The organism is Rhodococcus sp. P4_F5, from assembly GCF_056401315.1.
In genome coordinates, this window is sequence record NZ_JBFUJP010000067.1 from 1 (window position 1) to 11549 (window position 11549).

The window sequence follows — 11549 nt, forward strand, 5'->3', positions numbered from 1 at the left end:
CCTATGAGCATGATCGAGCAGGAAAGCCTCGAGCCGGGTGGCCCCCATCGCTACTGGATGTGGGCGGTGAGTGTGGTCGTGTTCGTTGCCGGGTTCGTTTCGATCCTGCTGGGCTTTCCATGGTGGAGCGCCGTGTTGGTTCTCGTGGTTGCTGTTGCGATTTGGGCAGCTGGGGAGCGCTTCCCTGTTCCGCGGTGGAAAGGACTGCTTCGAAAGCAGTAAAGGGCACCGAGAGTGACACCGGCGGGGCCAGTCCCGGTCTCATGCAGGTCCTCGGTGCTTCGGTGCGCAGGGTCTCAGTCGCCGATGTAGCCAGTCTCGAGGTTGATCTGGCTGAGGAAGTCACGGATCGACTCGCGATGTTCGTCAACCGTGTTCGGCTGCTGCTCTGCGGATGGAGCGTTCGCTCGGTCTTGAATGCTGGAATAGGCTACGTGTTGGAAGCTGGAGAATCCGTACCCCTCGTTCGGGCCTGATTCCCAGTGATAGTCGCAGGCTCCTGGTTCCTCTGGACGTAGCCTCACCGTGAAAATCTCGCCATCGACCGTCAAGGTGAACGGCCCATCGTCAGCCGTCGGTCTGCTGCCACCTGCGGGCTCGTCGTGATCCTCAGTACGCATGAATGCATCTTCACACGCAGTGAGCTTGTCGGATCGGACGCTCTCGGAGCCCGACAATTGTTCGCGGTGACTTGTGCCAGACCACTGAGCCGTCGAGTTGCGAGACCGTAAGCGGATGGGGGTCAAAGCACCCCGCGGGTGACTTCCGCTCGACTTCGAGGACAAGTACCCAGCGGGCTGGAGAAACGTCCTAGGTTGGGTGGATGTCGATGACGTGGCCGCAGATACGAGGTTTGAACTACAGCACGATGGGGCGGTCTGTCCGCGCCGACATGTGGAGCGACGACACCTTCGCGGGGCGGGTGTGGTTCTTGCCGCCCACGACGTGGCGTATCGAGGACGCTGCCGGCGAGGCGACGTACATCGAGGACGGCACTGATGAGTACCGTCGTGCCGACGACGGGGTGATGGTCCACACCGTCAAATCTCCGCATCGGTTTGTCATGACCATCGGTTCCGCGCCATCGCAACTCCTGCAGGCGTATGCCATGTGGCCGCTGGAGGATTCAGGGACGCAGCAGCGGTTGGCCCCGACGAGTCTGCCCTGTCCAGTGGAGGTTCGTGGCCGCGCAGGCTGGCAGGTCCAGTTCGCGGACCCCACGTCCGGCGCTGAGGTGACCTACGTGATCGACGCAGAACTGGGCATCGCCCTGTCGAGGTCCGTAGGTTCGCAGGTGATGGAACTGGCGAACCCCCGCTTCGACGAGGACTTCGATCCGGCCTTGTTCACCTGGTCTGGCCGGGTCCGGGAGGATGAGGATCGGTTCGTCACCCCCGCTCAGCGCGAGTACGAAGCGAAGATGCGGGCACTCGCACAGATGCCGCGGCCGCAGGTCACCTGGTTACCGCGGACCATCGAAGTCCAACCGATCGATGGTGATCCACGAACCGGGGCCATGGATCTGCAGGTGACAGCTCAGGGCGGCTACCTCGCACTTCGCCAATGGGTCACCGACGTCGGCGAACCCGAGGTCACCTGGATGCAAACGCAGACACCGTTACGTCACCGGGAAGCAGTCGGTCCATGGACGTTCGAGATCCGCAGCCACAACCTGATCGACTCCGACGACTGCGCACGAATCATCGGCTCGATCGTTCCGGCTGACCCGCCGGTCGCCACCGCCGTGCAGATCCGCGAAAGGCTCGACCGCGACGTAGCCGAACAGGCCGACGCCGAACTCCTGGAGGCGTTGGGGACAGGTCGCCACCTCGACGACTACCTCGGCGATCGAGGCGGGGATTCGCTATTCATCCGAACCGATTTCAGCAACGGCGCCGCCTGGCGCGAGGTGGCCGCCGCGGCGATGGCGGCCGGCGAAGGCGACGAATCCGAATTTATGGCGTGCCTGATCTGTATTGACAACCCCGCGAACGACGGCTTGTCGATCTCAGATCTGCTTGAGCGGATCGGCGAACTGCCCCCGTACTACGTGTTCATCGCGGATGCCACCACGATCACCGACCCCGACCATCCGATCCTCGCCGTGGACACCGGGCCCACGGAGTTTGGCCCTGGCAGAGGCCAGACGGTCAGGGTGATCCCGTCACAGATGTGGTCCATCGAGAACAACCTCTCCCTCGCCAACATGGACTTTGAGGACTTCGCAAACGCTGCGGGACCCGACGGCGTCTACCGCGGGTTCTCCTGAACGAACATCGGTTCTTCCGTCGGGGGCCTCGGTCGGACGTCCAGGGTTCTCGACACCGGGCAGTCAATGAAGGGCGGACCCGTATGAGGTACACGCACGACTTCGGTAACCCTCTGCCACCAGGCTGGACTGAACTGGCCGCGCACGACCGGCACCGGCACTGGACTACCTTCACCGACAGGTTCGGCGGCTTCCGCCCGGGCGTGACACCCGAGTCGTGGCCGGCGATCGCCGAGCCGACGCCGTCGGTGACCTTCGATCTCGCCAACACCGGTGGCGCCCCGGGGTCGGGGTCCGCCCGATTCGACGCGGTCAATGCCGAGGCGCTGCGATGTTTCGTCACCGAGTTCGCCGACGACCCGACCTTCGTTGTACTCGATTGGCAGCATCCGGGTTACTCGTTCGACGCCGCCACCCACGCCGCGACACCAGATACCGAGTGGCGAGTGCCGGTCTACCCCAACGGCGACTACTACATCTTCGCGCGAGAAGGATTCGCCGAGGGTACGTTTGGACATCCCTGGGAGAAAACGCTCTGTGTGTTCGGCGAACGACTCGTCGGCACCCTCGGCCACACGTTGGCGACCTGGCTACCCCAGAAACGCATCAACGGCCGGCCGATCCAGATGAGATGAGCCGCCGGGAGCGGTATCTGGCACGACCAGGCCGGTGAGGCAGGCGGGCTGGGTGTGAGCCGCATCGGTCGAAAAGCTGATCCGAGCACAGCGACTCGGCCGCAGCACTATGTGCGGTGTCAGCTGCCGTGTTGCGTGTGGCCCGATACCGATACCCGTCCTGATCGGTCACCGGCTCCCATTCGAGCCCGACGGTCGCACCGACACTCAAGGTGCGGAACCCCTCGCCGACGATGCTGCTGTAGAAAGCCCAGCAACCGCCCGGCGTCTGAGCGGAGTCAATTACTCCCCACCCCTCCTCGGCATTCCACATCTGCACCGGTGCCCGTCGATTGGCCGGTAGGAGCTACGCCTCGGTTCGGCATCGGCCGAGTATCTCCCGTGCCCCGGTCGGGCGTGTCATGAACAGTCGAAGTGTGGAAAACCGCCGGGTCGTCTGAAGCGATCCGATCTCGCCGCATCGGAATCGGACGGGGCGATTGGAGTCGGAGGCTGAACGGTTGATCGGGCAGCGCCACCCGGGTAGTAGCCCCGTCCTCAGCTGAGGGCGGGGCTACGTTGCTGGATCTACAGGCCCAGGTTTGTCGGTTCGCCCGGATTGATCGGGAGTGATTCGTCGAGTGCTCCCCACCAGTGGGCACCAGTCGCGTCAGGTCGCAGTTTCCGTGCCACGGTTCCAAGCGGTTCGCCGATGTCGCCGGTTGCAACGTCTCGCCCGAATTGCTTGGGGTCGTCGGCCGCCGCCGAGTTGGGGTCGTCGTCCACCGTTCGGCGTATGCCGATGGTGCGTGGGTACTCGCGGTACCGGTACACCACACAGAAGGCCGAATCCCCTTCAGTCCATGCGTCAATCACGCCCACACCCCAGGCCTCGGACCACGTATTGACGGCGAGGGTCGCAAGGCACGCGTGAAGCGCGCGACGCGACCATGCTTCAGCGTGCCCACCGAAGTGTTCGATCAGCTGCTGGTGCTGCCTCGTCATGCGGCGTTGCGCAGGTGAGTAGGTCCGGCTCGCCACATCGTGGTCGTCGAAGAAGTCCTCATTGATCGTGATGTAAGGCCTCATGCAGTCACCTTAAGTCGGACGGGTCAGGGGAGAGGCGGGTCGGCGCTCCGGCAGCGGGCGGCGCGATCGTTTGGAGAGGTGATAGACCCCGGGCATTTAGTGAGCGGAGGGCAGGCGGTGGCGAACAGGGAAGCTACCTTCGCCGCCACCATGACAACGCCACTCGCCTCGCCCTCGCCCCACACCGTTGCCGCTGCCGTCATCGGCGGCGCAGCCCTGACCGGGGCATTGATCGGCTGGGCCCTCATGCGAATCGCCTACCGACTCGACCGGTTCGCCGCGAACGACGGTGCCGGCGACCGGGTGTGGGCGCTGGCGTTCACCGACGCCGGGTTTCCCTTCACTGTCGTCATCGTGGTCGTGGCGGCGTTCACGACCTCTCGACACACTGCCAGCCCACACCGACCAGGTCGCGGTCATGTACGCCTCGAGGATTGTCGAGACCGGGCCGACCGCAGCGGTGTTCACCGACCCGTGGCATCCGTACACCCGAGATCTGCTCGCCGCGTTGCCCGCCGGCGGCCTGCACCCGATCCCCGGAACCCCGCCTACCCTGACCGATCTGCCCGGCGACTGCGTCTACCACCAGCGCCGCCCCGCACCGGGATTCTCCGGCGGCCCTACCCACCTTGCGCACCACGGTGACCGCACCGTCCGGCGCCTGATCGGAGCATGACCGATGACCCTGCGAGCCCACCACATCACCGCCGGCCACCACCGGGCCGATCCGGTGCTCACCGACGTCAGCCTCGCCATCGCGCCGGGCCGTATCGTCGGCCTCACTGGACCGTCCGGAAGCGGCAAGACCACCCTCGCCCGCGTGTTGGCCGGCCTCCACGCCCCGACCGCGGGCACGTCACCGTTGACGGGCAGCCTCTCGCGGGCGCTGGCCGGGCGGTGGTCGCGATGCTGTTCCAGTCGCCCCGCCAGGCGGTGACCGGCCGGTGGACGCTCGAGCGGATCATCGCCGAGCTGCTCCAGACGCGGCGCGGCCGCACCGCCGCCTTGCGGGCCGCCGCCGCGCGCGTCGGAATCACCGACGACCTCCTCGCCCGGCGACCGCACCAGGTGTCCGACGGCCAGCTGCAACGCGCCTGCCTCGCCCGCGCTCTTCTCCAGCGGCCGCACTACCTGATCTGCGACGAGAGACCGCGATGCTCGACCCCGCGACCACCGCCACGCTGACCGCGGTCATCGCCGAGGAAACCCGCCGCGGCCTGGGTGTGCTTGCCGTCAGCCACCACCATGCGCTGCTCGACGTCTGGGCCGACCAGACATTGTCAGTCGGCATCTGAGAACGGCGGTGCCGTGGGGCATGAACGCCCCCCCTTGCGTCCGCAGGACTCCACGAGACGGCCCCGGTCACCCGAAGAATCGACGCTGATCGGCTGAGGGCATGGGCTAGCGCTGAATGCACATCTCTGGCCACGTATTCCGTCAGGCAATTGCACTCGGTTTCTTCGGGTGCCGGCCGCTGCGCGTGCGGGACCCGTTGTTCTAAGAGTTGCCCGCCGCCGGTTGGGTGCTGGTTTCTTGGCTGGCTGTCGCCAGGTGAACGGCGGACAGGTATGCGAAGACCATGGCGGGGCCGATGGTGGCGCCAGGTCCGGCGTAGGTGTGGCCCATGACGGGGGTGGCGGTGTTGCCCGCGGCGTAGAGGCCTTCGATGGTCGTGTTGTCCTCGCGTAGCACGCGACCGGTCAAGTCGGTGCGCAGTCCGCCCTTGGTGCCGAGATCACCGGGCACGAGGCGGGCGGCGTAGTAGGGGCCGGCGTCGATGGCGCCGAGGTTGGGGTTGGGGCGTTGTCGAGGATCGCCATAGTAGCGGTCGTAGGCACTGTCCCCGCGTCCGAAGTCTTCGTCTGTGCCGGTTCGGGCGAAAGTGTTGAAACGACTGACGGTGGCGGCCAGTTCGTCCGCAGGTAGACCGATCTTGTCGGCGAGTCCGCTGATGGTTGTGGCCTGGGTGAGCACGCCGGAGTCGAACCATCGCTTCGGCAGGGTTTGGCGTGGCGGCAGCCCGGCGAAAAGGTAGCGGTTGCGGTAGCGCTGGTCGAAGATCAGCCATGCCGGAAGATTGGCCGCGGGGCCTTCGCCTTGGCCGTGCCGGCCGCCGTACATGTGGTGCACGGCCTCGACGTAGGGCAGGGATTCGTTCATGAAGCGTCGAGCGCGGTTGTTGACGATGATGCTGCCGGGCAGATTGCGTTCGGCCAGACAGAACCACGGCTTGCGTGGCAGCGGAATAGTGGGACCCCACCAGGCGTCGTCCATGAATTCGGTGGCTGCGCCGAGGGTTTGGGCCGCGCGGATACCGTCGCCGGTGTTGGCGGCAACACCGACGGTCCAGTCGGCACCGATGGGTTCACGCTGGTGCTGCTTGCGCATGGTCTCGTTGCTTTCGAATCCGCCGCAAGCGAGTACGACCCCATGGTTGGCGCGGATGGCGTAGTCGACTCCGTCGCAGCGAACGAGAACACCGCTGACCCGGTCGCCAGTGGTGTGGAACTCGACCAGCGCGGTGCCCAGCCGCAGTGGTATGTCAGCTTCGAGCATGCCTTGTCGCAGCATCGCGGCCAATGCTTGACCACGGGCGAGCAGGTGGCGGCGCAGCAGCTGAGCGGTGAGGTAGCGTGCGCCGATCCTGATCACCTGCCAGGGAGCACGCGGGTTGCGCAGGCCGAGGTGAACCTGACGGAACTCGGCCTGGGTGAGCACGAAGTTGCGCGGCGCCTTGGAATAGTCGGGTTCTAGCCTGGACAACTCGGCCCCGAGCGATGCGGCGTCGAACGGGGCGGGCTCGACCGAGCGTCCGTGTGCTCGCCCGCCGCGGGCTTCGGGGTAGTAGTCGCTGTAGCCGGGAACCCAATGCATGCGCAGCGGGCTGTGGGCGGCGAGGAAGTCGAAAGCTTCTGGTCCGCGGTCGATGTAGGTGTCGATCCGGTCCTTGTCCACCTCATCGCCGATGATCTCGTGCAGATAGGAGCGCGCAGCGTCGAGGTCGTCGGCGGGTGCTTCACGGCGCAGCACGGCGTTGCCGGGAATCCAGACCCCGCCTCCTGAGCGTGCTGTGGACCCGCCCCAATGTGGCGCCTTCTCGATCACCAGGACCGAAAGTCCGTGGCGGGCGGCAGTGATGGCCGCGGTCATTCCGGCGGCCCCGGATCCGACCACGACAACGTCAACGGAATCCGGGAATGCGTTGTGTTGTTGCATGACTTGTGTAGTTCCTCTCCGAGAATTTGGACGGCAGTCGGTACGGGGATCAGCTATTGCGCCAACGCTGGTCGAGGACCGCAGTGACCGCGCCTTCCACACATACCGGCAGTGAAGCTGAACGATCCGCGGTGTTCCGCAGCCATTGCAGGTATCCGTATTCGGCGGCGGCGAGCATCAGATGAACGAGCAACCCAGGTGTGCTGTCGGACTCGAAGTCGCGGTGCATCCGTTGCGCGACGAGTTCGACCAACCGGTCCCGATGATCGGTCGGTATCAACGCGACCCGATCCAGCAGATGCGGAGCAGTGGCGAACGCGGTCCGCCACTGCTCGAGTTCCTCGACCGGCAGATCGGTCGAGCGCGTCAGGATCGCCTGAGCCAACGCCACATCGGCGGGCTCGGAATCCGGACGCGACTCCAACAGGCCCGCGATACCCGCCCCGCCCTCGCGGACCGGGTCCAACAGCAGATCCTCTTTGCTACGCACGTGCCGGAAATATGTGCTCGTCGACACTCCGGCCGCCGAAGCGATCTGCTCGGTGGTCACCTCCGCGAAACCAGCCCGCGCGAACAATCCGAACGCTGCACGCTCGATGTCGGCACGAACCTGGCGTCGCTGTCGCTCACGTAGTGACATCACACCTCACTTCCAGTCCTAGAGAGCGGAGTCCCGCCCACTTTGAAAGTATCAGCCGATGTGGGAGTGACTGTCAATACGGATTTCTATCCCATCGACTCGGTCGGGTTGCCCGATCATGCGTCCTATTGCTCCAGATAGGGGCCTGTTATCCGGGGTCGCGTCGGAGGCGAACTGCGGCGGACCCGCCGCGTCGACGACACGAAGCGACGCCGTTATCAGGGCAAGCATCGGAGGGTGGTGGCGATGGCCAGCGCGGTGACCCTGCTCCGGGCGGCACCGCCTCGGGCGGTGTGGTCGGCTGCCGAGGCGTTCCTGGACACCGTCGGCTCCCCGAACACCCGCCGCCTAAACCATCGCGATCGTCAAGACGGCCGACAGGCTCGAGCGCCGCGGCCCCGACGGACCTCTCGCCGGCAGTCGGCCGCTGGCGGAGGTGACCGATACCGAGATCGGCGCCGCGCTGGAGGCCTTGTGGGGCGAGGCTGCGGTGAACACCTGGAACGCCCCGCCGGGCCGCGGTCCTGAAGTGGCTGGCCTGGCGCCGTGAACGGGGCTGGGACGCACCCGCGGTCCCGGTGTCGGCGGGCCGGTCCACCCCGCCGGACTCCGACACCCTGGCCTGGTCGCGCACCGCGATCGACCGGCTCATCGCACGCCGCGACGTCCACCTTCGGGAGAAGACGCTGTGGCGGATGCTGTACGAAACGTGCGCCCGCGCAGAGGAACTGCTGCAGGTCAACATCGAAGACCTCGACCTGTCCGCCCGCTCGTGCCCGGTTATATCCAAGGGCGCCCGCCCGCGCACCCGCCGCCGCGGCGCCACCCACGCCGAACACGTCCTCGAGACCGTCTACTGGGACGCAGGCACCGCGCGGCTGCTGCCTCGGCTGATCCGCGGCCGCCCCCGCGGCCCGTTGTTCGTCGGTCACCGGGGGCCCGAGCCCCCGCCGCGTCCTGGCTACCCCCGAACAAAGTCCTACGGGTGCACCTACGTCGCGAAGCAGGTCGAGGTGAAGGCCATCTACGGCCTGTGGGTAACCGAACCCCGAGAAGTCCGGAAGCTGGCGGCCGGGGCGCGCGACCAGGACCGCCACTAGGCCATGCGCCTGACCTGAGAGGCGCCTGAGTCAGGTGCACCCGTGTCCGGGTGACCGAATCGCCAGACTGGAGCGATACGGGCAGGGTCAGTTCGACAGGCTCTCGACGGCTCCGTCGAAGCATCCGTCCGCGTAGTCCGTCACGTCATACATGTCAGCGAGCTGTTTCGCTGCCGAAGTGCACGCGCTCCGGATCTGACCCTCGGATACGCCGTCGCCTGCGCCGACACCGACCAGCGACGCCACGACTGATGCGTACGTTTCCCCGTGGTCGAACCCCTCCCGATACGAGACCTCGTCAACTAGTAGACCGTCGACGATCGAGGTGACCAGCGCGATGGCCGCTATTGCGATCACCGCGCCAACAACGATCAGCCACCACCGAGTAGCCCGGTCACGCCACAGATTCGTCAAGAGGTTCTTGAACGCACGTAGCCACCTGCCACGGGCCGGGGCAGGGGATGGGGTAGGCGCACTTGGTGGGTGCGGAGCGTGAATCTCGGTCCACGCCTGTCCATTCCACCATCGTGTCGATTGGCTGGACGAGTCGTGGTACCAGCCCGGCGGTGGAAGTGACGGTCGACTCGACGGGGAGGCATCGGGCTCAGTGGTCAACGTGTCTCCCCGCTTGGTGGCATTTGAACGCACAACTATCGCATGTGGTTGGTCGCAGAAGGCGACGATCACCAGTGAGGTCGTCACCGACGACGGATTCCGGCTGGGCCGATGGATGGGCCGAACGACAGCGCATCGCGCGACGCTGCCCCGCCATCGCACCCTCGAGCTGGACGCCACCGGATTCGACCGGCAGGTCGCGGCCATCCCGCAGACCGACGCGAAGCGCAGACGCATGCTCACCGAACCGGCCGCCTACCGCGAGCTCCACGGGGACGGCTACGTGGCGTGGGTCGGCGAAGACCAGCGGGACCTGCTCGGCCAGCTCCCTGGGTGGTTCGGCGCTGCCGTGAGCTGAGCGCGCCGGCATGGCTCGAAAGACCGGTCTCCGGTCGAGTTCGCGCAGCGCCCGTTCCGGGGGCCGACTATCCCGCGCGTTCCTCCCCGGTGAACACCACGGCCGGGTCCCCGATCAGCCCCGCGTGCCGCGCCCGCTCGTAGTCCTGCAGGTCCTCGATCGCGACGCGGGCGAAGACCTGCTGCTCGGTCGAGGCCATCTGTGCGCGCCCGCGGCCGAGGAAGGTCACCGTCCACGACAGCATGGTGGAGAACTTGCTGCGGAACCCGACGAGGTACATCAGGTGGATGGCGAGCCAGGCGATCCAGCCGATGAAGCCGGTGATCTCGAGCTTCCCGACCTTGGCGACCGCGCTGAACCGCGAGATCGTCGCCATCGAGCCCTTGTCGAAGTACTTGAACGGATGCCGGGTCGACCGGTCGTCGCCGGCGAGGTTCGCCTTGATCTGCTTGGCCGCGTACTTGCCGCCCTGCATGGCGACCTGCGCGAGACCGGGCAGGTTGTCCAGGGCCATCATGTCGCCGATGACGAACACCTCGGGGTGGCCCGGCAGGGTCAGGTCCGGCAGCACGTGCACGCGTCCGGCCCGGTCTACCTCGGCGCCGGACTGCTCGCCCAGCTGCTTGCCCAGCGGGCTGGCCTGCACGCCGGCCGACCACACCTTGCACTGCGACTCGATGCGGCGCTCCGAGCCGTCCTTGTCCTTGACCACCAGGCCGTCCGCGTCGACGCCGGTCACCATGGCGTTCGGCTGGATCTCGACGCCCATCTTCTCGAGCCGCGCGGCGGCGTTCGCGCTGAGCTTGCCGCCGTACACGGGCAGCACCACGGGGGCGCCGTCGAGCAGGATCACCCGGGCGCTGCCGGGGTCGATGCTGCGGAAGGCGCCCTTGAGGGTGCGGTGTGCGAGTTCGGCGATCTGGCCGGCCAGTTCCACCCCGGTGGGGCCGGCGCCGACGACGACGAAGGTGAGCAGCCGGGCCCGTTCCTCCGGGTCCTGGGACAGCTCGGCCTGCTCGAACGCGCCGAGGATGCGGCCGCGCAGCTCGAGGGCGTCGTCGATGGTCTTCATGCCCGGCGCGAATTTCGCGAAGTGGTCGTTGCCGAAGTAGGACTGGCCGGCGCCCGCCGCGACGATCAGGCTGTCGTACTCGGTGACGGTGGTGCGGTCGAGCAGCCGCGAGGTGACCTTCTTGGAGTCGAGGTCGATCGACTCGACGTCGCCGAGCAGGACCTGCGCGTTGCGCTGCTTGCGCAGCACCAGGCGGGTGGCCGGGGCGATGTCGCCGACCGAGAGGATGCCGGTCGCCACCTGGTAGAGCAGCGGCTGGAAGAGGTGGTGGGTGGTGCGCGCGACGACGGTGACGTCGACGTCGGCTCGTTTGAGTGCCTGGGCGCCGAACAGCCCGCCGAACCCGGACCCGATGATCACGACGCGATGGCGGCGCGAGTCCACCGATTGGATGCTCATGAGGCGTTCCTCCGCAGGGTGTAGGCGACGCCCCACACGGTAGTCGCAGCCCCGCGCGGGCGTCGCGACAAGACGCCGCGGCGGGGCGTGTCGTCGCGCCGGGGCGCCCGACCTCACCGCCCCGGACCGGTCGGGGTGAGGTGACACCCGTCTCAGGTGAAATAATTCTCACGTTCG

The 11549-nt window shown here is 66.7% G+C and carries 12 protein-coding genes and 3 pseudogenes; 8 read left to right on the top strand and 7 right to left on the bottom strand.

Features of this window, described 5'->3' with window-relative positions:
• A partial coding sequence (locus AC1DU4_RS20950; protein WP_477843093.1) for a hypothetical protein occupies window positions 1-222 on the top strand: 222 nt, incomplete at its 5' end.
• A gap of 74 nt (window positions 223-296) precedes the next feature.
• On the opposite strand, the gene AC1DU4_RS20955 is transcribed toward AC1DU4_RS20950, so the two are convergent.
• Window positions 297-620 (bottom strand): hypothetical protein, encoded by a 324-nt coding sequence (locus AC1DU4_RS20955; protein ID WP_477843095.1) that lies wholly within the window; start codon window positions 618-620, stop codon window positions 297-299.
• A gap of 203 nt (window positions 621-823) precedes the next feature.
• Here AC1DU4_RS20955 and AC1DU4_RS20960 point away from each other — a divergent pair, with 203 nt between their 5' ends.
• Entirely contained in the window at window positions 824-2269 is a 1446-nt protein-coding gene (locus AC1DU4_RS20960; protein ID WP_477843097.1) for a DUF6924 domain-containing protein, read from the top strand.
• A gap of 83 nt (window positions 2270-2352) precedes the next feature.
• Window positions 2353-2904 carry a DUF2716 domain-containing protein gene (locus tag AC1DU4_RS20965; protein ID WP_477843098.1) on the top strand — a complete coding sequence of 184 codons (552 nt, stop codon included), beginning with the start codon at window positions 2353-2355 and terminating at the stop codon, window positions 2902-2904.
• A 567-nt stretch (window positions 2905-3471) separates the two neighbouring features.
• Here the strand turns inward: AC1DU4_RS20965 and AC1DU4_RS20970 are convergent.
• Window positions 3472-3972 carry a hypothetical protein gene (locus tag AC1DU4_RS20970; protein WP_477843100.1) on the bottom strand — a complete coding sequence of 167 codons (501 nt, stop codon included), beginning with the start codon at window positions 3970-3972 and terminating at the stop codon, window positions 3472-3474.
• 418 nt (window positions 3973-4390) lie between these two features.
• Between AC1DU4_RS20970 and AC1DU4_RS20975 the strand changes: the two genes are divergently transcribed.
• The 3 genes and pseudogenes from AC1DU4_RS20975 (at window position 4391) to AC1DU4_RS20985 (ending at window position 5267) form a co-directional block, all read left to right on the top strand.
• A complete protein-coding gene (locus AC1DU4_RS20975) occupies window positions 4391-4648 on the top strand; it encodes an oligopeptide/dipeptide ABC transporter ATP-binding protein (RefSeq protein ID WP_477843102.1) in 258 nt (85 codons plus the stop codon).
• Window positions 4649-4651: 3 nt separating this feature from the next.
• Window positions 4652-5157 (top strand): annotated as a pseudogene (locus AC1DU4_RS20980) (ATP-binding cassette domain-containing protein).
• Complete coding sequence (locus AC1DU4_RS20985) at window positions 5127-5267, top strand: hypothetical protein (protein ID WP_477843104.1); 141 nt, start codon at window positions 5127-5129, stop codon at window positions 5265-5267. Before AC1DU4_RS20980 ends, AC1DU4_RS20985 begins: the two are co-directional and overlap by 31 nt.
• Before the next feature lie 202 nt (window positions 5268-5469).
• Here the strand turns inward: AC1DU4_RS20985 and kstD are convergent, their stop codons facing one another.
• Together kstD and AC1DU4_RS20995 are read right to left on the bottom strand one after the other, a co-directional pair.
• A complete protein-coding gene (gene kstD / locus AC1DU4_RS20990; RefSeq protein WP_477843106.1) occupies window positions 5470-7188 on the bottom strand; it encodes a 3-oxosteroid 1-dehydrogenase in 1719 nt (572 codons plus the stop codon).
• 49 nt (window positions 7189-7237) lie between these two features.
• On the bottom strand, window positions 7238-7828 hold the full coding sequence (locus AC1DU4_RS20995; RefSeq protein ID WP_477843108.1) for a TetR/AcrR family transcriptional regulator: 591 nt from the start codon (window positions 7826-7828) through the stop codon (window positions 7238-7240).
• Window positions 7829-8777: 949 nt separating this feature from the next.
• Here AC1DU4_RS20995 and AC1DU4_RS21000 point away from each other — a divergent pair.
• Window positions 8778-8874: pseudogene (locus tag AC1DU4_RS21000) on the top strand (GmrSD restriction endonuclease domain-containing protein); the annotation flags it as partial.
• 141 nt (window positions 8875-9015) lie between these two features.
• On the opposite strand, the gene AC1DU4_RS21005 reads toward AC1DU4_RS21000, so the two are convergent.
• Both AC1DU4_RS21005 and AC1DU4_RS21010 read right to left on the bottom strand, forming a co-directional pair.
• Complete coding sequence (locus tag AC1DU4_RS21005; RefSeq protein WP_477843138.1) at window positions 9016-9342, bottom strand: hypothetical protein; 327 nt, start codon at window positions 9340-9342, stop codon at window positions 9016-9018.
• Window positions 9343-9408: 66 nt separating this feature from the next.
• Window positions 9409-9750 (bottom strand): annotated as a pseudogene (locus AC1DU4_RS21010) (DUF2510 domain-containing protein); the annotation flags it as partial.
• Here AC1DU4_RS21010 and AC1DU4_RS21015 point away from each other — a divergent pair.
• A complete protein-coding gene (locus tag AC1DU4_RS21015) occupies window positions 9659-9901 on the top strand; it encodes a hypothetical protein (protein ID WP_477843140.1) in 243 nt (80 codons plus the stop codon). The pseudogene AC1DU4_RS21010 and the gene AC1DU4_RS21015 overlap by 92 nt on opposite strands.
• Window positions 9902-9968: 67 nt before the next feature.
• On the opposite strand, the gene AC1DU4_RS21020 is transcribed toward AC1DU4_RS21015, so the two are convergent.
• A complete protein-coding gene (locus AC1DU4_RS21020) occupies window positions 9969-11372 on the bottom strand; it encodes an NAD(P)/FAD-dependent oxidoreductase (RefSeq protein WP_477843110.1) in 1404 nt (467 codons plus the stop codon).
• Window positions 11373-11549: the final 177 nt, after the last annotated feature.

Bases quoted from the DNA above. Each gene is read 5' to 3' on its own strand.
- AC1DU4_RS20955 (WP_477843095.1), bottom strand. From the start codon at position 620: ATGCGTACTGAGGATCACGACGAGCCCGCAGGTGGCAGCAGACCGACG.
- AC1DU4_RS20960 (WP_477843097.1), top strand. From the start codon at position 824: ATGTCGATGACGTGGCCGCAGATACGAGGTTTGAACTACAGCACGATG.
- AC1DU4_RS20965 (WP_477843098.1), top strand. From the start codon at position 2,353: ATGAGGTACACGCACGACTTCGGTAACCCTCTGCCACCAGGCTGGACT.
- AC1DU4_RS20970 (WP_477843100.1), bottom strand. From the start codon at position 3,972: ATGAGGCCTTACATCACGATCAATGAGGACTTCTTCGACGACCACGAT.
- AC1DU4_RS20975 (WP_477843102.1), top strand. From the start codon at position 4,391: ATGTACGCCTCGAGGATTGTCGAGACCGGGCCGACCGCAGCGGTGTTC.
- AC1DU4_RS20985 (WP_477843104.1), top strand. From the start codon at position 5,127: ATGCTCGACCCCGCGACCACCGCCACGCTGACCGCGGTCATCGCCGAG.
- kstD (WP_477843106.1), bottom strand. From the start codon at position 7,188: ATGCAACAACACAACGCATTCCCGGATTCCGTTGACGTTGTCGTGGTC.
- AC1DU4_RS20995 (WP_477843108.1), bottom strand. From the start codon at position 7,828: ATGTCACTACGTGAGCGACAGCGACGCCAGGTTCGTGCCGACATCGAG.
- AC1DU4_RS21015 (WP_477843140.1), top strand. From the start codon at position 9,659: ATGGGCCGAACGACAGCGCATCGCGCGACGCTGCCCCGCCATCGCACC.
- AC1DU4_RS21020 (WP_477843110.1), bottom strand. From the start codon at position 11,372: ATGAGCATCCAATCGGTGGACTCGCGCCGCCATCGCGTCGTGATCATC.